Source organism: Planktothricoides sp. SR001 (assembly GCF_001276715.1).
Lineage (GTDB): Bacteria > Cyanobacteriota > Cyanobacteriia > Cyanobacteriales > Laspinemataceae > Planktothricoides > Planktothricoides raciborskii.
Genome location: NZ_LIUQ01000001.1, coordinates 270,201 through 290,970 on the forward strand (window position 1 = coordinate 270,201; position 20,770 = coordinate 290,970).

At 42.8% G+C, this 20,770-nt stretch carries 15 protein-coding genes; 3 read left to right on the forward strand and 12 right to left on the reverse strand.

Annotated elements, in window-relative coordinates; all coding sequences use genetic code 11:
• Positions 1 to 2 precede the first annotated feature (2 nt).
• The 10 genes from AM228_RS31550 to AM228_RS01160 form a co-directional block, all read right to left on the reverse strand.
• Positions 3 to 164, reverse strand: a complete 162-nt coding sequence (locus AM228_RS31550) for a hypothetical protein (RefSeq protein WP_156331445.1) — start codon at positions 162 to 164, stop codon at positions 3 to 5.
• A gap of 488 nt (positions 165 to 652) precedes the next feature.
• Positions 653 to 1,150, reverse strand: coding sequence for a peroxiredoxin (locus AM228_RS01120; RefSeq protein WP_369817655.1), 498 nt, complete (start codon positions 1,148 to 1,150; stop codon positions 653 to 655).
• A 294-nt stretch (positions 1,151 to 1,444) separates the two neighbouring features.
• Positions 1,445 to 2,680 (reverse strand): glycosyltransferase, encoded by a 1,236-nt coding sequence (locus tag AM228_RS01125; RefSeq protein ID WP_231636525.1) that lies wholly within the window; start codon positions 2,678 to 2,680, stop codon positions 1,445 to 1,447.
• 63 nt (positions 2,681 to 2,743) lie between these two features.
• Positions 2,744 to 3,676, reverse strand: coding sequence for a fatty acid desaturase (locus AM228_RS01130; RefSeq protein ID WP_054464240.1), 933 nt, complete (start codon positions 3,674 to 3,676; stop codon positions 2,744 to 2,746).
• Positions 3,677 to 3,697: 21 nt separating this feature from the next.
• Positions 3,698 to 6,550 (reverse strand): FG-GAP-like repeat-containing protein, encoded by a 2,853-nt coding sequence (locus AM228_RS01135; RefSeq protein WP_082348691.1) that lies wholly within the window; start codon positions 6,548 to 6,550, stop codon positions 3,698 to 3,700.
• 96 nt (positions 6,551 to 6,646) lie between these two features.
• On the reverse strand, positions 6,647 to 7,753 hold the full coding sequence (locus AM228_RS01140; protein WP_054464241.1) for a hypothetical protein: 1,107 nt from the start codon (positions 7,751 to 7,753) through the stop codon (positions 6,647 to 6,649).
• A 19-nt stretch (positions 7,754 to 7,772) separates the two neighbouring features.
• Positions 7,773 to 9,326 carry a GH3 auxin-responsive promoter family protein gene (locus AM228_RS01145; RefSeq protein WP_156331446.1) on the reverse strand — a complete coding sequence of 518 codons (1,554 nt, stop codon included), beginning with the start codon at positions 9,324 to 9,326 and terminating at the stop codon, positions 7,773 to 7,775.
• Positions 9,327 to 9,494: 168 nt separating this feature from the next.
• Entirely contained in the window at positions 9,495 to 10,130 is a 636-nt protein-coding gene (locus AM228_RS01150) for a hypothetical protein (protein WP_054464243.1), read from the reverse strand.
• A 74-nt stretch (positions 10,131 to 10,204) separates the two neighbouring features.
• Complete coding sequence (locus AM228_RS01155; RefSeq protein WP_054464244.1) at positions 10,205 to 11,218, reverse strand: aromatic ring-hydroxylating dioxygenase subunit alpha; 1,014 nt, start codon at positions 11,216 to 11,218, stop codon at positions 10,205 to 10,207.
• 69 nt (positions 11,219 to 11,287) lie between these two features.
• Positions 11,288 to 11,989 (reverse strand): hypothetical protein, encoded by a 702-nt coding sequence (locus AM228_RS01160; RefSeq protein WP_054464245.1) that lies wholly within the window; start codon positions 11,987 to 11,989, stop codon positions 11,288 to 11,290.
• Between the two features lie 482 nt (positions 11,990 to 12,471).
• Here AM228_RS01160 and AM228_RS01165 point away from each other — a divergent pair, with 482 nt between their 5' ends.
• Both AM228_RS01165 and AM228_RS01170 read left to right on the forward strand, forming a co-directional pair.
• Positions 12,472 to 13,122: a tetratricopeptide repeat protein gene (locus AM228_RS01165; protein ID WP_156331447.1), complete on the forward strand. Its 651-nt coding sequence runs from the start codon at positions 12,472 to 12,474 to the stop codon at positions 13,120 to 13,122.
• 155 nt (positions 13,123 to 13,277) lie between these two features.
• A complete protein-coding gene (locus tag AM228_RS01170; protein ID WP_054464247.1) occupies positions 13,278 to 15,941 on the forward strand; it encodes a tetratricopeptide repeat protein in 2,664 nt (887 codons plus the stop codon).
• 137 nt (positions 15,942 to 16,078) lie between these two features.
• Here AM228_RS01170 and AM228_RS01175 read toward each other — a convergent pair whose 3' ends face one another.
• Both AM228_RS01175 and AM228_RS01180 read right to left on the reverse strand, forming a co-directional pair.
• Entirely contained in the window at positions 16,079 to 17,365 is a 1,287-nt protein-coding gene (locus tag AM228_RS01175) for a GAF domain-containing sensor histidine kinase (RefSeq protein WP_082348693.1), read from the reverse strand.
• Between the two features lie 867 nt (positions 17,366 to 18,232).
• Positions 18,233 to 18,463: a type II toxin-antitoxin system CcdA family antitoxin gene (locus AM228_RS01180; RefSeq protein WP_054464249.1), complete on the reverse strand. Its 231-nt coding sequence runs from the start codon at positions 18,461 to 18,463 to the stop codon at positions 18,233 to 18,235.
• A 454-nt stretch (positions 18,464 to 18,917) separates the two neighbouring features.
• Between AM228_RS01180 and lepA the strand changes: the two genes are divergently transcribed.
• Positions 18,918 to 20,729, forward strand: a complete 1,812-nt coding sequence (lepA, locus tag AM228_RS01185; RefSeq protein ID WP_054464250.1) for a translation elongation factor 4 — start codon at positions 18,918 to 18,920, stop codon at positions 20,727 to 20,729.
• Positions 20,730 to 20,770 lie beyond the last annotated feature (41 nt).

The following is a 20,770-nucleotide window of genomic DNA, read 5'->3' on the forward strand; positions in this document are numbered from 1 at the left end:
AACTACCAGATATGTTTGGCTTTTCCCCAGTTAGAATAGAAGCGACCCTTCAAAACCGAACAAACAGAATTGTGAATTCTCATTCTGATGCCGCGATTCTTTCCGGGACGCTGCGCGATCGCCCCGCGATCTTTTTTTCGGGATAAAATCAGTAATCTTGTCACGATCAGATGTATCTTATATGATTTTTTAAAAAATGATCGTTTCTTTTGTTTTTTTTAACATTAATTAATCCTGCGGGTATTTCCCATAAACTCCAAAATAAAATTAAGCATAAAACCTTAAGCTTCACTGAATTTTTCATTGGCGTTCCGGATCGCCAACCGGATCGGCAGGTTGGTTAGATATAAAAATTAACATTAGATTGGTGACAAATGCTTACATTGCTTGATTTTTTGTGAATCGGTTTAAAACAATATTAAACAAAATTAACAAAATTTCAGTAAATAACTATTTAATATACCAATCTTGACCGGAATAACACCCAAGATCCAATTCTTCGCAGGATAAAAAAACCAGCGAACAGTCCCGGAATCACTGGTGAGGGACTTTTCGCTGGGGTGAAACCCTTTCTCTACATTTGAAATCAAAAGGCTATACAAAGAGGGTAATTCGCGAATCACCCCTACACTTGCTGGATTCAAGTTAAGAATTACAAAACTTGTAACTCATCCAAACGATCCAAAACTTCTTGACTGTGAATCGGCGGTCTGACCCCTAAAAATTTCTCCCGCAAAATGCCATTGGGGTCAATAATATAAGTGTGACGTAAAGAATAAGGGGACAACCAAGAACCGTAAGCTTTACTAACTGCCCCATCGGTATCTGCTAACAACGGAAATTTTAAACCTTCCGCATCGCAAAATTTCGCATGAGAGTCTACATCATCGGCGCTAATCCCCAAAATTTGGGTATTTCTTTCGATATATTTCGGCAAGTCTTGTTGAAACTTTCGGGCTTCAAGAGTGCAGCCAGAGGTGAAATCTTTGGGGTAAAAATAGACAACCAACCACTGACCCCGATAGTCCCTGAGAGAAATTTCCCCATCACCGCTATTCGTGGGTAGGGTGAATGCGGGCGCCGGTTCGCCAATAGTCGGTTGTGTTCCACCGAGGGCTGCCGCCGCAGGGACAAAGTTTAACCATACCATCAGGGTAAGGCAACTGACCAGCAATGTGGTCAGTATTTTGCGATATGAGAGCATATTGATTGATAAATTCTGAGAGTAACTTTACATAAGTTTACAGTAAGTGTCGGAGATTAGCAGCGGATTGGCAACGGATTAGCAGCGGATTGGCAACGGATTAGCAGCGGATTGGCAGCGGATTGGCAGCGGATCTGAGCCATCATAGTTTGAAATCATTTAACATCCGGCAAAAGCTATCTGGTGATGAGGTTGCCGCCTTAAAGACCAAGATGCTCTGAAACCGGGCGTGAAGCGAAGCTATCGCGGAGGGCGAATCGCTTGTAAAATCAAATCGGCGGCTCGACTAGATCCTCCGGCGTCGTGAATTGCTTTTTGTAAGCGTACTGCATTATTTATATATTGACTTTCAGTTAAAACTTTTTGCATCACATTTTTCAAGGGAGAAACCCTCAACTGAGACAGAGATATCATCTCTCCAGCGCCACTACGAACCAGACGCGCCCCCACTCCGGGCTGATCGTTAGTAATGGGAATTGCTAACAGGGGAACGCCTTCATTTAAAGATTCTAAGGTAGTATTCAAACCGCCATGAGTCACGGTCATGGCAGTTTTTTTTAGCAATTCCCCTTGAGGCACATAGCCGAAAACCAAAGGAGAACCGGGCAATTTTGGCAAAGATTCTGGTGTTCCACCGCCCCCTAAAGAAATCACCAACTGAACATCTAATTTTTCACAAGCGGCGGCCACAAGCTCAAAAACAGACAAAAAACGATTTTGTAATGTTCCCATCGAGCAATAAACCAGAGGTTGACCCGTTAACCTTTCCCAAGGAAAAGATACCCCCGGATCATAATTTATCGGGGCTTGATAAAGACCCGTAAAATGAAAATAGGGGGGCAAATGCTGCCAGGAAAATTCAAACTCAGCCAATGATTGGCTCAGTTGTAAAATTTTTGAGTTAGCATCATCAGGATGAGTATAAAGGGGTAAATGCCACTGTTGGCGATAATCATTCAATGCCCGCTTAATTGGCTGCCAGAAATAATTAAAGAGAAAATAACCCAGGTCGTTGCGGAGATGCGCCCACCAAGCCGACTGTTCGCGAAGCGTTGCGGATGCAACATCGTCCCAAGGGGTAAAACTGGGAGGAATTCCCCTTTCTTGATTCATTGGCAAAGCATTACAAACAGTAATAAAAGGAATCTGGAGCAATTCGGCAACGGTACTGCCAGCCGCCGTAAATTGGTCAATTAATAATACATCTATACCGGCTGCCTTAATTGCTGCTGGTGCTTCTGTGAGAATTAATTTTACTTCCCACAAGCGCAAATTTATAGTAAAGATAGCGGCAGCTATCCCGGTTAATTCTCCCAATTTTGCTAGAGAATTTTTCAGACTTTCCTGGCCAATTTCTTCTGTGCCAATTTCCCAAAAGTTTAAGCCAGCTATCAAAGCAAAAGGTTGAGCTACTGCCATGGCAAATAAGGTGACAGAATGCCCCCGCTGTTTCAGTTCCCAACCTAATGCAGTCATAGCCTTAAGATGACTGGTTACTGGGGGGCAAAGTAAGCCAAAATGTGTCATATAAATCGGTGATTAATCTGTTTGATTCTGAGTGGTTATTTCTGCTACTGGCTGCGGCCCTCGCCAAAATCGAATAAATGCGCTCAGATAACCCGGTCGGTCTCGAATTGGATCGTCAAATTGGGGCAGGTAAATCCAAGGTACATTAGGATGTTGATGATGTGCTAAATGCCAGTTAAAATTCAGCATCCAAGCGCTGTAAAGCGGGTGTGCCAAAAGATTGTGTGCGCCGTTGAGGACGTGGCGCGGTGAACCGGCATGGGGGAGATACTGTTGAGACGACCAATTCAAGCCGTAAAAACTATAGAGAAGTAAGTAAGGCCATAGTTTGAAATTGAAGGCGAAAAAGAGGGTCAAGTGAATCAAAATTACAGCCAAACATTCCAGTCGGATGCGTAGTAAATACCGGGTGGGAATTCCGCTAACCATTGCGGAAACTGAAGGGGCATCTCGCAATAATGACGTTCGCAAGAGTCCGGGAAATAATAGCAATATAATCATTGATACAGGAACAGACAGCCAAAACATTCCTGTATAAAGGGCATAGAAGTAAATGCGTTTGCCTAATAAATTATCAGTGGGATAATACAGGTCAAACATTTCTGCATCGGTGCGGTTGCGTTGGTGGTGTCCCAAATGACAGGCGCGGAGAAAGGTAAAAGAACCGGGGAAAAATGCTGCTAACAGGAAGCCAAATATGTCATTAATTATCGGGTGGGGATGGAATATACGGTGTTCGGCTTCATGGAGCAGCGAGTAAAGCGGTAAAAATAAGAAGGAAAAGGCAATGGCGATCGCGATTGTAGTTGGCCAGTTACTAACATGAGATGCTAACCATTGTAAAAAAATACCCACACCAATAATGAGAAAAGTTAGAGCAATGTTAATTCGATATGGCGGAGTAATTTCATTAGGTTTAGGATGAGACAGTAGATGATTTGCCATAATTTTCGGAGTAAATTATGATTATTGAGAAATTTGATAATAGTGGTTTAAGGGTAAATTAAACACTTCAGGTTCGGTCTGACCGCACCAGTAAATTTTGACGTTAGTGCTGAGATCATTGCTGCCATGATTATTTGGCTGAATTTGCCCAAATCCGAACAGCAACCGCTGGTCTCCCTGGGCTGAAAAACCGTTGGATGATTGAACTTCTCGCCGCTGAATGCCTGTTTCTGACTCAACAGTAACTTGCGTACCAATTGCGTCGCGGTTGCAGGTTTTGCCATTTCCTTTTAAGTCTAAACCTAACCATGATTTAGGCACAGAGTCATTGCGATAAATAGAAACTGGGGCAAATTGGTGAGTCACCAAAACATCCAAATCTCCGTCATTATCTAAATCAGCTAGGGCAATTCCCCGCGAGTTACTTTTTTCTGTCCATCCCACTTGGTTGGCTACATCAATAAACTGTTTTCCTGAGTTCAGGTAAACGCGGTTTTGTTCGTAGGGAAAAATACAGCGACCGCGCAAGTCAGCCCAGCGATCGGCGTAACCGTGAACGTCTGGTTTAGTTAGAGCAATTTGGGCGTTCCAGTACCAATAATCAGGGCAACTATTACGACTGGAACTGCTGAGAAATTCCGGTGCCGGAAAAATAGCACCCGGTTTGATTTTTTCGCCGCTGCCTAAATGCCGGTCGTAGCTGTCATCAACCATGCCATTTGCTTGCAGGATATCTAAATGACCATCTCGGTCTAAATCTCCCATTGCTCCTCCCCAACCAAATCGATTTTCATTTAAGGCATTCAACTTCAGCGCACTGTCTTTAAATGCCTTTGAGCCTACCGCATCTACATTTCCCTGATTTAACCATAGCAAACTACCTTCTGCTTGTAGTTTATGGTGAACATTGGAAACATAAATATCGAGAGTTCCGTTATTATCGATATCTCCCAGGGAAGCATTCATCCCTTTATAGGTATCGTGACCAATTGCTCCCACCAGAAATCCGCGCACGGGGGTAAATTTTTCACCTTGCTGGTTCAAAAAAAGCTCATCTGGGCCAAAATCATTAGCCAAATATAAATCTGTCCAATTGTCGCCGTTTAAATCGCCGGTGCCGATATCAATTGTCCAGCGGTTTCCGGCTAAACCTAATCCAGCAATATCCTGTTTCTCAAATCCCTGGCCTGAATTTACATAAAACAAATTTTCGCCCCCATTATTGGCGTTATGCCAACTTCGGTGCATCACATTGAACATTCGCCGATCGCTCGGATATTCAGGTTCGGGGAGGTCAAAGATATTAAACGGAGTGGTATTTTCATAATTGGGTAGGTAGGGATTTATGGCATTGCCAATCATTAAATCTAATTTTCCATCTTGATTAAAATCAAGGGTATTGGCAGTCAAGCTGATAGTATATTCATCAATTCCCGCTGCTTTACCAATGTCAGCAAAATTTAATTTTCCATCCTCAATTAAACGATTTTGCAAGAGCCTGGTTTTCCCATAACCTACTAGCAATAGCAAATCCGCATCACGATCATTGTCAAAATCAAACCAAAGCGCTCCTGAAGCCAATCCTTCCGAGTCTGGATGTGCCGCTAATTCAGCTAAGGCAGGGATGGGAAATCTCTCAAATTGGAAGTTACCTTTGTTTAGATACAAAGCGGCGCGATCGCCCTGATCTTTGAGTGGGTAAGTTAAGAAAATATCCTGTAATCCATCTTGATTAGCATCAGCAACCGCAACCGCGTCCCCCACAGATAGCAGCCATTTGCCTACAGTTTGCATTCGCGGATCGACTTGCTCTAATATCTGGCTAGAATGGGTGGTAATTCCCGCATCAGCAGCGGTTATATTCGTCAGGGAAAAATCCGGCTGAATTTTGACGTTGGCTGAAAGCAAATTTTGATAGGCTGCAACTCCGCTGACGCCAATGGAAGCGATCGCCCCCCAGCGGTAAAGTGCTTGGAATAAAACCTGCGTACTAGGTTGGTTTCCCTGCCGAACTCCTTGCCAAATTTCCCCGCACCAATTCCAAATCAAGCGACCGGCGAAATAAATAAATCCAGCAAAAAAGAAAGTGGAAAAGCTTTCATATTTATGCAACAATAAATCAATCACAACCACAAGCAGAGACATCCAGATTTGCCCTTTGACGGTGCGGGGGGATGTCGCTGGATCGGTGATCATAAAAAATACAAACAGGTAAAAGGAAGGGGCTGTGAGAGTTCCCGTGATAATAGTTTCTGGCGGAATGATATCCCGCATCAAATAGGCACGCAAGCCTAACTGAATGGCGTAAAATCCCAGAAAGGACACAATCAGTGCCGTTCGTTGAATTTTGAAGGCAAATAATAACAGCGCCGCAGTGATAATAAATAGCAGGATTGCCAGGGAACCGCCCCATTGGTAAGCGGGAGATGCGGCGATCGCCCCTTGGGAAAACAGCAGACTGACTGTAATGCCAAATAAGGCGGGGTTAAAAACGTGACGCCCTTGAAAAGTCACGAGGTATTTAGAAGAAATGGCAAAAAAAACTGGCACCAAGGGCAGCCACATCCCGTGAGAAAAGTTGGTTAAAATGCTCAGAGAACATCCGGTAATGGCAGCACTGAGAGGAAACAGTAAGGTTGACCCCCGAAACAGCCAATGAAACAGCATATCTAACCCGCAAGCTGAACCCACCATGAGTAAAATTTGGCCGGGAGAGCGATTAAATCCGAGAACAGTCAGCCCTAATAACAAATAAACGGCTAAAATTCCAAAAATTCTCCATCTTGGATCGGATTTTGTCGGCCAGCGATCCCATTGAATCTGCTGGAATTTATCTAAAAGTAATGATTGATTAACTTTTGATGATATGGTCATAAATTTTGAGTTCTCAATTCATCAATAAAACGCTAAATTTCTCTATGACTGTAAAACAAAAAATTTGCTCTTATAGCAATTATGAAGAACAGTAAATCACACCGTGCCAATCTCCACATAAGGAACTCTACCATCTAGCTGATTAAACCAAGATTCACCATCTGAATAATAAATTACAAACAATCGGCCAGCCGCTTCAATTCTGCGATATTCCCCCAGAATTGAGCCGAGGGGATCACTCTCGTGCAAGCCCGCGATAAAATAATGACTTTCACTCTTCGCCCGGTCACAGTATAACATCCGCAGCAAGCCGCGAAAAATCTCTGGGTTGTGATCTTCTATGGCCACAAATGCCAAATAAAAATAAGGTATTTCCGCACCTGGGTGCGGCAGGGGCTTCAGGGGTGTAAGCTGCGCTAATAAATTATAACATGGGCGAATGATTGCCATTTTACGGCTGTAGGCTTCGATATAGGTTTGCCGAAAACTACGCTGATTCCAAGCGGCTACTACACCGACAATTCGGTGATCTTTAATGGCTAGGTAAAAATCTTCTGCTGTTAGCCCCCGTAACCGAGAACTGTGAAAATCTTCCAGGGAATAGTAAGGAGCAAATTGCTTTTGAGCATGGCATTGCTGTACAAACCTTAAAATATCCGCAAGTTGGTGATTCTTTGCCCGGGTAAAATTAACCCCAGTAACTTTAATTTCTGGTTTGGGCAAATCTAAATGAATGGCTGGGGTCAGAATTAAACCCATATCTTGATATTGGGGCAAACCGGCTCTGCCGCCAATTAAATTGTTTAAAGCAGCCCGATTGCCATCAAGAATCAGGGAATAATATAGGGGAACTGGGGCAGCTTTATGTAGCTGACGCAAAAAGCGATATCCTCGCGCTAAAATCGTCCCATTGCGATAGTCTTGATGGAGGCGCAAATCAGCCAAATATCCGATTTTTTGCAGCCGCCCGTTAATCCAAGACGGTTTGATTAATCGGCTGCCTAAGCTGATTATTTTTCCGGTTGATTTTTCCTGGCATTTTATCACTTGAAAAGATGATCCTTGTACTTGGCAACCGGCAAAATAATTCGGTTCTCTTCGGAAACTGACAGAGATATTGCCCTGCATCCAATTTTCTGCCATCCGCTCCCGGAGTTGAGGTTCATCTTCTAAGGTCGCTAGACCAAATTCAAATTGACTCATCTGATGCTAACTCCCCTAATTAAAATACTTCAAATCTTTGTTCCCAACCGGTTTCTCCCCTTAAAGCTGGTGGCTTAATATCTCCCAGTCTTTGCCCTTGTTTTAAGGCATAATTAAGATATTTCTCTAAGGGATTTTTGACTCGATAAGCGGTAATTGCACCCAACTGCCCCAAGTCGCGAGCATATTGGTATTGAGGGTTACTTCTGAAGGCGCGATCTAATTTCTGACTGATAGAGATTGCGGTTGCCTGATCGCAGTCTTTTTTATCCAGAAATAAAGCATAATGGGGTTTGAGTTCTAGGGATGGAGCTAACATGGCAAAACCGGGCATATTTTTTAACTGATTTAGCACAAATTCTTCTGTCAGCTTTTCTCCACATAAGTCGCTGACTAACCCAGTCCGTCCGACAAATTCTAATAGCGGTGTTTGCTGATGCCAGCCCCGCACGATGATGCGATCGCCTGTGTCGTAACGGTAGAGTCCTGAAGGTGTTGTGAGCGCAACTTTGTAGCTATGACCTGTGTTTAATTCATGGCTTAAATAGGGATTGTTGCGCTCGTCGATAAATTCATAAAAATTACTGTTTATGGCTAAAATAGGGTGGGAACAATCCGTGAGGGGAAATGTCACAACCCCCTCAGTGGCCAGCAACCCTTTGCCCTGAATCCAAGCCTGGGGAAAAACGGTTTGCAGTTGCGGGATAAATGCTTGAGCAGCGGCATCTTTCCAACAGCTAATCGTATCTAGGTGCGGCCAAATTTGCTCGGTGTCGGGCTGAGATTTAGAAAGAGCGAGTTTGAGTAACTTTGCTCTCACCGGCTGCGGTGGCAAACTCCCCGTGCCTCTGGCAATATCATCAATTAGGCGATCGCGATGATTTTTGATCTCTTCAATAATCTGCAACAAAAAGGTGGGACTCCAAACCGAAATTAAGGTTAAGTCTTCCGCCGCCAATAAAAATAATGCGGTTAAGTAACGCCATTCATCCAAATCAGAAATCAAGCCGAAATCAGTGGGGACTGCTAACACTTGAACCAGGTAAGCGGCCACAGAATCGCCAAAATAAGCCGCATCATTGGGCATCCCCACAGGAATTCCGCCCGCTGTTTTGGTAATATGGCGCATTGCCGGACTAATTGCCCAATAAGTCCGCCCTTTTTTAATTCCCGGACGGTGTTGCAACAAGTCTGCTAACCAGGGAAATATTGCCTGCCGAAAAGCAGTTAAACCAGCCTCAGTATAAGGAATTAATTTGGCTCCTCCTGTGCTGCCTCCGGTGATTTCAAAAGCTACCACTGGATCGGAAGTCAGCACGCGGTTTTCTCCCTCGGCTATTTTTTGAATATAGGGTGCTAAATCTTCATAAGTTTGCACGGGAACTAAATCGCAATATTCCCGATAACTGCGAATGGCTGAAAACTTAAATTTTTGACCAAAAATACTTTCACTGTTCCCTAATACAATCTCTTTTAGCCGTTGTTGTTGCACGGTGCAACTATTTGGCAATGCTGCCAAATATTCTTGCAGATAAGGGCTAACGGTATTTTGCATCAATGCCCAAGGATACACAATCTGATTTCTCCGGTTGCCAATTAATTGTTTAATGTTGAGGAAATTTTCTCTGTTTAGGCGTCAGAAACCCGGTCGATCGAAAAAAATTTGGCAGCAAAAGGGAAAAATTTACTGATAAACCGGGCTTCTGGCTGCCGTCGGCGTAATCCCGATAGCCGATGATTTTTATGGTGATTTTTCAGCCCATTTTTGGTAAAATAAGATTTGTTGAATGCTTAAAATAATCACTGCTGTCCAAGTAATTGCCATAATCACTAAATGTTGTGAACTTCCTGGGACAAAGTAAACTGGGCTGCCATCGGTGGAAGCCACCCGCAGGAGCATATAGGTAGCAAAAAGTGTTTCTAACAAAAACATCACCCCCATGATTTTAAAATTGAATCTTACCTGACGATCTAAAGGCATATTGGAATCTACCTTTAGTCCTAATATCCCAATCAGGATAGCGCTAAAAATATCGTGACTAATCCCCCAATAGGGATGCCAAGTTTTGCTGATATACATCATCCACAACTCGGCGATCGCCCGCAAGGCCATATTGACCCAAAATATCCAGTAATTTTGCCTGATTTTCGGGCAAATGCGCTGGTCGGCGACTATTAACAGGGGCAAGAAATACCAAAACCATAAGGCATAAGCTAACCAAAATAGCTTGGGCAGGGCTATGGATCCTCCGATTGCTTGTCCTGAATTTTGCCAATAATAAAAGGCACAACCAGTAGCGATTAAACTAGCCACAATTAACCAATACGCTAATTTTAAAGCCGAGGTAGGTGGTGCGATTTGAACAGAATTTTGCATGGTATAGTCCAGGGAAATAAAAATGAGACAATGACAGTTAACAATGATAGTTGAAAATGATAGTTATAGGATAGTTATAGGCGGATATCAACGAAATGTTCTAAACCTGCTGGTGGTAACTCAGACTCCTGTTTAATCCCTTGCCGCCACTTGATAATATAATGGGCAAGTAAATCAGTTGACATGAATTTATAGTTCGCTTTGCCAAAACGTTTAATATTGGCTTGCTGGAGGTTTAAAATTTTCACATCTTGGGCAATAATCAGGCGAGACAACGGTTCAAAAAGCAGCCGAATTAACCAGCCAATCACCGGGAATTTAAACGATATCACCGTATAAACTTCTGTTTCTACATCGCTAATCGGCGTACAAGATGAAGTGATTATATAATGTCGGGAATCGTTAAAGATGTAATCGACGCGACTGGTGGCTGGGGCAATAAAGCGATCGGTATGTTTCATCTGACTTTTTTGTCTTGTCAGCAGCCACCAGACTAAACCATCTTCGCGGGGTTCTTCAAAGTATTCGGCAACCGCCCCATCGGGCAAAGTTTTCACCAGCGCTTTGATAGTTTTCCCTTGAGGAGAACGAAACCAAAAACGGTGAACATAAGTCGCATGGGGGCAATCTAAAAAATTTTCTAAACAGGTCTCTACCGCAGCTTTAAAGCGAGTTTTCATGCGAAAATTTGTCCAGCCCGGTTGCGATAAAAAAGGAAAATCTAGAGGGCGATCTTGGGCTGGTTTTTCTGACAGGCAAACCCACACAAATCCATCTTGTTCAATGCAGCAGTAATGTTTGACGCAGAGATGAGAGGGAATGGGGAGAGTTTCTGGAAAGGCAGGAATATCTATGACTTGGCCATCTGGTGCATAGCGCCAACCGTGATAGGGACATTGTAAGTTATTTTCAATAATTTTTCCTTGAGAAAGGGGGGCATTTCTATGGCTACAGCGATCTTCTAGGGCGATCGCTTTATTGTCAGCGGTGCGAAATAAAACGATGGGTTGCTGTAAAATAGTTGTACCCAATGGTTTTTTGCCAAGTTCTTGTGATTGACAAGCAATATACCAGTAAGAGTTGAGCATAGTACCCTGTGGATTAAAAATGCTTAATTGGTAGGTTTTCTCTGCCGAAAATAAGCCGGTTTTTGATGCTTATTGATCGCCAAATAAAGTTAAGGAAATAGAATTGGTAAACCACATCCGCCGACCGGCTGGGGTAAGATTGTCTTCAGAAATTTCCGTCAGGCAAACTAATTCATCTCCTTGGTGGTGGTGAGGGTTCCGGTCATTGAAAAAACGAACGTGGGGATCTGACAGCCTATTTTCGGGAATCCCTCGCAGTTTTTCTCCCAATGACTGGGGCTTAGGAAAGCGGACAATGCCATTCTTTGAGTCATAACATTCACCAAAGCGATCCTGAGCGATAAATTCCATTAATTGCTTGGTTGCTTCTGGAGTTTCGGCATCGTATCGGGGATAAAATTCTTGCCAAAATGTCGGCAAAAAGCGATAGGTTCGATATCCCGAAGAAATCAGTAACCAGTAAAGTTTTCCCTTGGAATAATTTTGGCGTAGTTGTTTGACTGAGGCGATCCAAGCTGAAGACAAAATCGAACTTGACCAAGCACTGGGAGCGACGATAGTATCGCCAGAGTAAACAACATTGATCTTTTCTCGGGCAAACTCCATCTGGTAAATGAGCAGAGTTGAAAATCCTTGCATCTGGCTATTTTTTTCCATAAGAAGAACCCAGTTTTTTTGGTTGAGGTCAGCTTCAAATGTTGCCAAATCTACGCCATCAAAATGAGTAGCAAGTAAGCAATACATTCGATCGCGATCTAAAGGAGTTAACATTGATATGGGAAGTATTTTGGCGCTGTTCACGGTTTAAAAAATAACTCATGTTAAAATTATAATAATATTTGCTCCCCATTGATTATTTTCCCGATTAGCTTTTTTTCTGTATCTGTAAACACAAAATCATCTGAACAGGTTATGCAGTAGAAGCGGCTTCCCTGGGGAGAGTCAGCCAGTTTGAGCAAACGCTTGAAACTATTGGCAGAGCTTATTGGCGCAGAAATCTCTGTGAGTAGCACGGACAGATGCTTGATTAGGGTGAGCATTGGCAGCGGATTGGCAACGGATGGGCAACGGATGGGTTAATTGATTGGCAGCGGATTGGCAACGGATGGGCAACGGATTGGCAACGGATGGGCAACGGATGGGTTAATGGATGGGGCAACGGATTAGGGTGAGAATTGTCTGATGATGTTTTTTTGGTTCAAGGGATACAATTTAAAGTAGGAGCATATTTCTTTTTAATTGAGGAGAATGTGATGATGTATATTTCTAAATCTATTAGAATTTTTAGTGTGGTACTGGCGCTAAATTTTGCCGGATTGTTTGCCGAATTGTTTGCTGGATTGTTTCCCGGATTTACGGTACAGCAGCTTGATTTATTGTCCATTGCTGGCGGTAGGAATGAATGGGCGATCGCCCCTGGCGGATCCAGATCGCGAATCGCCCCGGCAATTGCTCAGTCAAACAGCCAGACGGAAGCCGAAACCGCTATTAGGGTAAATAAAGAAGGAATCGCACATTATCAAAATAGCGAATGGTCGGCAGCTTTAGCCTCGTTTGAGCAAGCCTTGCAAATCTATCAAGAAATTCGCGATGTCCGAGGCGAAGGATATGTGCTGTTTAATCTGGGGAGGGTTTATGAAAAATTGGGCAGAAAAGAAGAGGCTTTAGATACCTATTGGGAGGTTTTACAGATTGCGGATAAAATTAGTAATCAAGCGACTTTTAATGCTGAATATGAAGTTTACTGTAATACGGAATTCGGCGCGGAACTGTGGCAACCCGATGATGAACCGATTGATTGTTTAAAAGAAAGTACCGAAGGATCGGTAACTATTTTATTTGACGAGGATGCCGAAGCTAACATTATCCCCCCACCAAATTTACCCAAAAATCCCAGTCAATAATTAATGTGATTGGTGGTTGTTGGGTAGGGATTCTTTGGGTAGGGATTCTTTGGTTGTTGGTTATTTGCTGATCCTTTGCCCCCCGCATAATTTTATTTGCGCCTTTAGGTTTCTGCCCCTAAGCCAAGTTAATTTAGCACAGTTGTGAGGATTCGATGAAACGTTTATTGCCTGCGGCTTGTTGCCTGTTGACTGTTGATTTTTGTCTGTTGCAAAAACCATTATTTGCTATAGCAAAAATTCAATATTATGAGGAATTTACCAAATTTAATTTAGACAAAAGAGAGGAAAGAGAGTCAATAAATCGCCAAGAACAAATGGGCTTGTATGAGTATCGGAATGGCCGCTATTCTGAAGCGTTAGAGATTTATCAAGAAGTGTTAAAACAGCGGCGAGAAATTGGCGATTTAACTGGGGAAGCGGCAACTCTGCATAGAATTGGAGGGGTTTATAATAAACTCGCTAACTATGAGGCAGCGTTAAATTTTTATCAAGCAGCTTTAAGGATTCGCGAAAGTCTTCAAGATCGATCGGGAATTGGTAGTAGTCTGAACAGTATTGGGGGGATTTATTTTCAAATGGGACAATATGATACCGCGATAGAAGTTTTTCAAGCAGCGATCGCCATTCGTGAGGAGTTAGGCGATCGCCTAGGAGTTAGCCGGACTTTAAATAATATTGCTTCCCTATACCAATATCAAGGGAAATACGGTCAAGCTGTCAAGTTTTATCAGCAAGCGTTAGAAATTTTTCAATTCCTGGAACAGCCGAGCGAAATTGCCGCCGTATTAAATAATATCGGGCTAATTCATCATCATTTAGGCCAATATGATTTAGCCTTAGAATTTTATCAAAAAACTCTGGCTATGCGGCAAAAAATTAATGACCGATTGGGTCAGGGGGAAACCCTCAATAATATCGGGTTAGTCTATTATTTTAAACAGGAATATCAACCAGCCCTAGATTTTTATCAACAAGCGTTGGCTTGGCGGCGGGAAATTGGCGATCGCCAGGGAATTGGTCAAACTTTAAATAATCTTGGTTTACTTTATAATGACATGGGTGAATATGCCCAAGCTTTAGAACTGCTGAATCAAGCTTTAAATATTTACCAAGAAATTGACAATCAAGCAAGTGAAGCCCGTACCCTAGATAGTTTAGGCACTACCTATAAAAATTTAGGAGATTTTCAGCAAGCGAGAAAATATTATTTTTCGGCTTTACGGATACATCAGGCAATTAGCGATCGCCGCAGTTCTCGGATTACCTTAAGTAACTTAGGGGACTTGCTGTTGCAGGAAAACCAAATTGAGTTAGCCATTATTTTTTATAAACAATCGGTGAATATTACCGAAGAAATTCGCCAAGATTTACAAACTCTATCTCTGGAACAACAGCGAGCTTATAGCGAAACTATCAGTAACACTTATCGCACCCTGGCGGATCTTTTACTGCAAAAGGGAAGGATTAGAGAAGCGCAAAGAGTTCTCGATTTACTGAAAATTCAAGAATTAGATAACTATCTGCATAATGTTCCGGGAAATGCCGAAACCGCTGAGGGAATTGAGTTATTACCCCAGGAACAAGACCTGTTTAATTTTGTCCAGAAAGACCGGCGAATTGTGGAGCAGTTTACTCAGTTTATTCAGAGTCCAGCTTTAATAAATCGGATTTCTCAGGTTAACCGAATTACTCAGGGAGAAAGTCTGGATATTCAAAATTTTAATAGCCTACAGCAGCGCTTGGGCAACGTCTCAAAAACGGCGGCGATCTTGTATCCTTTAGTATTGAGCGATCGCCTAGAATTGGTCTTAGTGATTCCAGACTATCCCCCAATTCATCGTTCAGTTCCCGTGACTCAGACAGAACTAGAACAGGGAATCAAAAATTTTCTGGTGTCTTTAACCAGTCCGCTCCAAAGACGCAGAATTAACTTGGCTAATCAATCAGGTAAGCAACTCTATGATTGGCTGATTAAACCCATAGAAAATGACCTGGCTTTACTGAAAGTAGATACGATTATTTATGCCCCCGATGGTCAGTTACGTTATATTCCTTTGGCAGCCCTCTATGATGGCGATCGCTGGTTAATCGAAAGGTTTAGAGTTAATAACATTACTGCCGCTAGTTTAACCAACTTTGATCCGCAAGTCATGGGAAAAATTAAGATGTTTGCTGCTGCCTTTACCCAAGGCAGTTATCAATTTAATTTAGGAGGCAGTCAGTTAAATTTATCCGGGCTAGAATTTGCCGGTGAAGAGGTGGCGAATATTGCCAAAATAATTCCCAATACCAGAAGCTTATTTAACCATAATTTTAACTTAAAAGCTACCCTGCCCCAAGAGCTTAATCAATATAATATAGTTCATTTGGCTACTCATGCCGCTTTTATCGATGGTCAACCGGAAGAATCATTTATTTTATTAGGAGATGGCAGTCGGATTACTTTAAGAGATTTGGAAACTTGGTCACTGCCCAATGTGCAATTAATGGTCTTAAGTGCTTGTCAAACAGCGGTGGGAGAATTCCTGGGCAATGGTCAAGAAATTCTCGGTTTTGGCTATCAAATGCAAAAAGCGGGAGTTAAAGCAGCGATCGCCTCTCTGTGGAGTGTAGATGACCGCGCTACACAGGAGCTAATGACGGAATTTTATCATCAATTTAGCACCGGCACCGTCACCAAAGCCGAAGCCTTGCGGCAAGCGCAGTTATCCCTGATTACCAACAGTAACTCAGAAGATAATAACCCTCAACATAACCCTCAATTCAAACATCCCTACTACTGGTCTTCATTTATTTTAATTGGTAATGGTTTTTAGGAGTTGATTAATCTGCGTTGATTAATCTGCGATCGCTTACGAGATATCAGCGTCGAATTCGGGCGAATTTTTAATTAAAAAATTTAATTAAATTTTTCTGTGGCGACCAATTTAAGCATACCTCAATCAGGCGATCGCTAGGCAGCGCGATAAATTTTCAGCGGAGTTTGATAAAGTGGTACAGCAAAGATTGTGGTTGAACCCAACCCTTCCCCCATACTGTAAAAATGCATTTCTCCTCCCATCATTTCTATTAATTTTTTAGAGATAGATAAACCTAAACCCGTACCGGGATAAGGACTGGTGCGTGGATCGTGAACTTGAAAAAAAGGCTCAAAAACTCGTGGGAGATATTCACTAGGAACGCCAATTCCCGTATCATTCACCCGAATTTCTACCCATCCAGGATATTCTTGTCCCTGCACCACAAACGCCTCATTAATTACTTCACAACTAATGGTGACACCCCCAGAGTGAGTGAATTTAATCCCATTGCCTACAACATTTAAGAATACTTGCAATAATCGAGATTCATTGGCCGATAAAATAATGTCATCAAAATTTGCCGGTTTAATGATATTTAAATATAATTTTTGATGATCGGCTCGCGGTTGGGTTAATCGCTCTACTTCGTTGAGCAGTTTACTTAATTTCACAGGTTTGCCCAATTCTTTGGACATATGATTATGTCGCAGGGAGGAAAAATGTAATAAATCATTGATGATATTCAGGAGATTCAATGATGAATGGTGAGCATCTTGAATAAATTCCCGCTGTTCTTCTGGATCTTCAAATACATCATCTAATACTAATGTAAGAGAGCCAATAATTGCGTTGAGTGGGTTGCGAAGTTTATCACTAATATTCTGTAAGAAATTTTCTATGGTGCTGGTGGCTTGTTTAAGTTTTTTTCGGGATGCTTCTAATTCTTGTTTCAAGGTCAAGTGAGCGATATAATAGCCCACTTGTGCGGCGAACTGTTGCACAAATTCCAGTTCCGCTTGGGTCCAAGACCGAGGGCGATCGCACTGATATAAATAAATTAAAGCATTCGGTTGCTGATTATAGCGAGTGACGATCGCCATTAACGAATAAGCGGGGAATGGATAATCAGCGGGCAGGTTTTTGATCGTGATTGGCTGAAAAATTTTCAGGGCTTCTTGAACATAGAAATGATGAAATCCGCTCGCGCTTGTTCCCAACCAAGATTGACAGGTTGCCGCTGGGTCATAAGCTGCAACCACCCTGGAAAATTGACTGAATGGTTGATCGAAAATCAAACACTTACTAACTCCGAGAACCGAAGCTAGGGTATCGGCGGTTTTCTCATATAATTCGGCAAGTTCTTGCACTGACCTAAGTCGAGCGATCGCCTCAAGTAGAAATTCCGTATATTGATTGTACATCACTTGAATCATTGTCATTTTCACCCTTCAAAAGCAAAATTTTTACCTCTTGCAGAGGAATCTCGATAGTTGCCCAACTCTTCAATTTCAACTTACCCTTTACTGCAATTTTTATCCGCTTATTTGTCACAAAATAGCCTCAGCTAATTTATTTATTCTTTAATGAATTAAACATCCTAAAAACCAATTATGCCGATCAAAAATTTTCATAATAGGATCAGCTACATTGAAGATTTAGGCATTAAAATTACATCCATGAGAGGGTAGCTCTCATGTGCGATAACTTTAGTGCATACCCCGTCGGGGTTCACCAGGGCATCAATACATTCTGAGATCCGGCTGGGAGGCGTTATCTCCGAGGATCTACTTAAAATTTTTGCATATCTGCCTGAACTTTTCCCCGCCGATGAGATATTCTTTACCAAATCTTTAAAAAAAGATTCCAAGAGTCTGCTAAACAGCTTGGGACATAGTTACTAAATTCTGGGAAAGTCCCTTCCAGACAGCATCCACATACTCACGGGACGGATTTCGTCTCATCATCAGAGAAATTACTTATTTTAAACTGATTTTCGACGGACGGTTTCGGTACTCTACTGTAATATATTTTCGGGATTGCCGACAGTTTCATCTAGTTTTATTACAGATAAATAATATTAAAATTACAATAAAATATATCGCCAAGCATTTATTTTTTAAGCGAGCCAATTGAGAGCCGTTATAGATGCGATCGAGGCTTAAATACATACCAGGGCGCGGGGCGTCCAGACTATTCTCCGCACTCCATAGAACAAAAATCTCACGGCGATAATCGCCGATTATCGCCGATTATAAAAAAACATGAATGTATAGAGAATACATCCATGTTTTTTGTGTTATGATTTTTTAATCATTCCACTCACCTCTCGGCGGCACAGGTGGATTCCGCAAAAGGTTACGAGTCAAATCATCATCTTGTTTCAATTCACCTCGAAGCCACTGTCGTAGAGCCGTTTCAATCACCTTGCTCGGATCGTTCGTCAAGTGGTTGATTTGCTCGACCAGTTGAGAATCCAGATGCACAGACAACTCTACCTTCTGAGGGGATCTACGATACTCTACGATCTGTTCATCCATAATAAAAAATCCAAAAAATTCACCAAAACAACTGAAAAACTTAATAGAGGATTGGCTAAGTGCTGAAGCCTCGTATCAATAATTAATTGTACGATGATTTTGGCCTCAAGGGTGAAGCCAGGTGACGGCAGAATAAGGGTTTAGGGCAATTATTGTGAAGATATTCAAATATTTCTGCCTTTGGTGAAAAAAACCATACCCTGACTTGATTGGCGGTTTTCTGGCGCCTGTCAACGGCAAAAAACTAAAAGCGCATCGCTTCTCGTTCCCAGGTTATCCCTGGAAACGAACAATGCCCGCGTTTACAGGAAAGGATTACAATATATTTACAATATATATTTACAATATGTTAAGTTGTCGATTTCGATCGCCGAGGATGCCGTTGGTGGGAATCCGGGCATCTTGTTGAGTGAATTGATCGTTAACTGTTTATCTGTCTAACACAGCCAAACCCATGACCGACGTTCCTGTTTCTCGGATTCGTAATTTTTCGATTATTGCTCACATCGACCACGGTAAGTCTACCCTGGCCGATCGCCTGTTACATATTACCGGCACCGTCGATGACCGTCAGATGAAACAACAGTTTCTTGACAACATGGACTTAGAACGGGAGCGCGGGATTACGATTAAACTGCAAGCCGCCCGGATGAATTATAAGGCCAGTGATGGCCAAGATTATGTGTTGAATCTGATTGATACTCCGGGGCATGTGGATTTTTCTTATGAAGTGTCCCGCAGTTTGGCCGCGTGTGAAGGGGCTTTGTTGGTGGTCGATGCTTCCCAGGGAGTCGAGGCGCAAACCTTGGCAAATGTTTACCTGGCTTTGGAGCACAATTTAGAAGTTATCCCCGTTTTAAATAAAATTGATCTGCCTGGGGCGGAACCAGACCGGGTGAAGGAAGAAATCGAGCAGATTATTGGCTTAGATTGTAGTGGTGCAATTTTGGCATCAGCGAAAGAAGGCATCGGCATACCGGAAATTCTAGAGTCGATTGTCCATCTAGTCCCCGCACCCGCAGATACGGTGTTGGAACCCTTGCGGGCACTGATTTTTGATAGTTATTACGATGCCTATCGCGGGGTGATTGTCTATTTCCGGGTGATGGATGGGACGGTGAAAAAGGGCGATCGCATCCGCTTGATGGCCACTGGTAAGGAATATGAAATTGACGAACTCGGAGTCCTCGCTCCTTATCAAAAACAAGTAGACGAACTCCATGCGGGGGAAGTGGGCTATATCGCAGCGGCGATTAAAGCGGTGCAAGATGCCCGAGTTGGGGATACGATTACTTTGGCGAAACAACCCGCAGCCCAACCGTTGCCCGGTTATAAAGAAGCCCAACCAATGGTGTTTTCTGGTTTATTTCCCACAGACGCCGATCAGTTTGGCGATTTACGGGAAGCCTTGGAAAAACTCCGGCTGAATGATGCCGCCTTGTCTTATGAACCGGAAACTTCTAGCGCCATGGGATTTGGGTTCCGTTGCGGTTTCTTGGGCTTGTTGCACATGGAAATTGTCCAAGAACGTTTGGAACGCGAGTATAATTTGGATTTAATTACCACTTCTCCTTCGGTGGTTTACCGGGTGACGACGGTACAGGGAGATGTGGTGCTAGTGGATAATCCCAGTCATTTGCCCGAACCGACAGAACGGGAAAAAATCGAGGAGCCTTATGTCCAGGTGGAGATGATTACTCCAGAGGAATTTGTGGGCACTTTGATGGAACTGGGGCAAAATCGCCGTGGCATATTTAAGGATATGAAATATCTCGCCCAAGGACGGACAGCTTTGATCTATGAGGTGCCTTTGGCTGAAGTGGTGACGGACTTTTTCGACCAGATGAAGTCTCGCTCTCGCGGCTATGCCAGCATGGAATACCATTTGATTGGCTATCGGGAAAATCCCCTGGTGCGGATGGATATTTTGATTAATAATGACCCGGTGGATGCTTTGGCGATGATTGTCCATCGCGATAAGGCTTATAATGTCGGTCGCTCTTTGGTGGAAAAACTGAAGGAATTAATTCCCCGTCATCAGTTTAAGGTGCCTATTCAAGCGGCGATCGGCAGTCGGGTGATTGCCAGCGAACATATTCCCGCGTTGCGTAAGGATGTGTTGGCCAAATGTTATGGCGGTGATATTAGCCGGAAGAAGAAATTACTCCAAAAACAAGCGAAAGGGAAAAAACGCATGAAGGCGATCGGTACCGTTGATGTACCCCAAGAAGCTTTCATGGCAGTATTAAAACTCGATCAAAGTTAATCGTTTTGTCTCCACCGGGTTTAGTCAAAAACCCGGTTTTT

What these genes read in the sequence shown, in the direction of transcription:
- AM228_RS01120 (WP_369817655.1), bottom strand. Translation starts at nt 1,150, where the DNA reads ATGGTATGGTTAAACTTTGTCCCTGCGGCGGCAGCCCTCGGTGGAACA.
- AM228_RS01125 (WP_231636525.1), bottom strand. Translation starts at nt 2,680, where the DNA reads ATGACTGCATTAGGTTGGGAACTGAAACAGCGGGGGCATTCTGTCACC.
- AM228_RS01130 (WP_054464240.1), bottom strand. Translation starts at nt 3,676, where the DNA reads ATGGCAAATCATCTACTGTCTCATCCTAAACCTAATGAAATTACTCCG.
- AM228_RS01135 (WP_082348691.1), bottom strand. Translation starts at nt 6,550, where the DNA reads ATGACCATATCATCAAAAGTTAATCAATCATTACTTTTAGATAAATTC.
- AM228_RS01140 (WP_054464241.1), bottom strand. Translation starts at nt 7,753, where the DNA reads ATGAGTCAATTTGAATTTGGTCTAGCGACCTTAGAAGATGAACCTCAA.
- AM228_RS01150 (WP_054464243.1), bottom strand. Translation starts at nt 10,130, where the DNA reads ATGCAAAATTCTGTTCAAATCGCACCACCTACCTCGGCTTTAAAATTA.
- AM228_RS01155 (WP_054464244.1), bottom strand. Translation starts at nt 11,218, where the DNA reads ATGCTCAACTCTTACTGGTATATTGCTTGTCAATCACAAGAACTTGGC.
- AM228_RS01160 (WP_054464245.1), bottom strand. Translation starts at nt 11,989, where the DNA reads ATGTTAACTCCTTTAGATCGCGATCGAATGTATTGCTTACTTGCTACT.
- AM228_RS01165 (WP_156331447.1), top strand. Translation starts at nt 12,472, where the DNA reads ATGATGTATATTTCTAAATCTATTAGAATTTTTAGTGTGGTACTGGCG.
- AM228_RS01170 (WP_054464247.1), top strand. Translation starts at nt 13,278, where the DNA reads ATGAAACGTTTATTGCCTGCGGCTTGTTGCCTGTTGACTGTTGATTTT.
- AM228_RS01175 (WP_082348693.1), bottom strand. Translation starts at nt 17,365, where the DNA reads ATGACAATGATTCAAGTGATGTACAATCAATATACGGAATTTCTACTT.
- AM228_RS01180 (WP_054464249.1), bottom strand. Translation starts at nt 18,463, where the DNA reads ATGGATGAACAGATCGTAGAGTATCGTAGATCCCCTCAGAAGGTAGAG.
- lepA (WP_054464250.1), top strand. Translation starts at nt 18,918, where the DNA reads ATGACCGACGTTCCTGTTTCTCGGATTCGTAATTTTTCGATTATTGCT.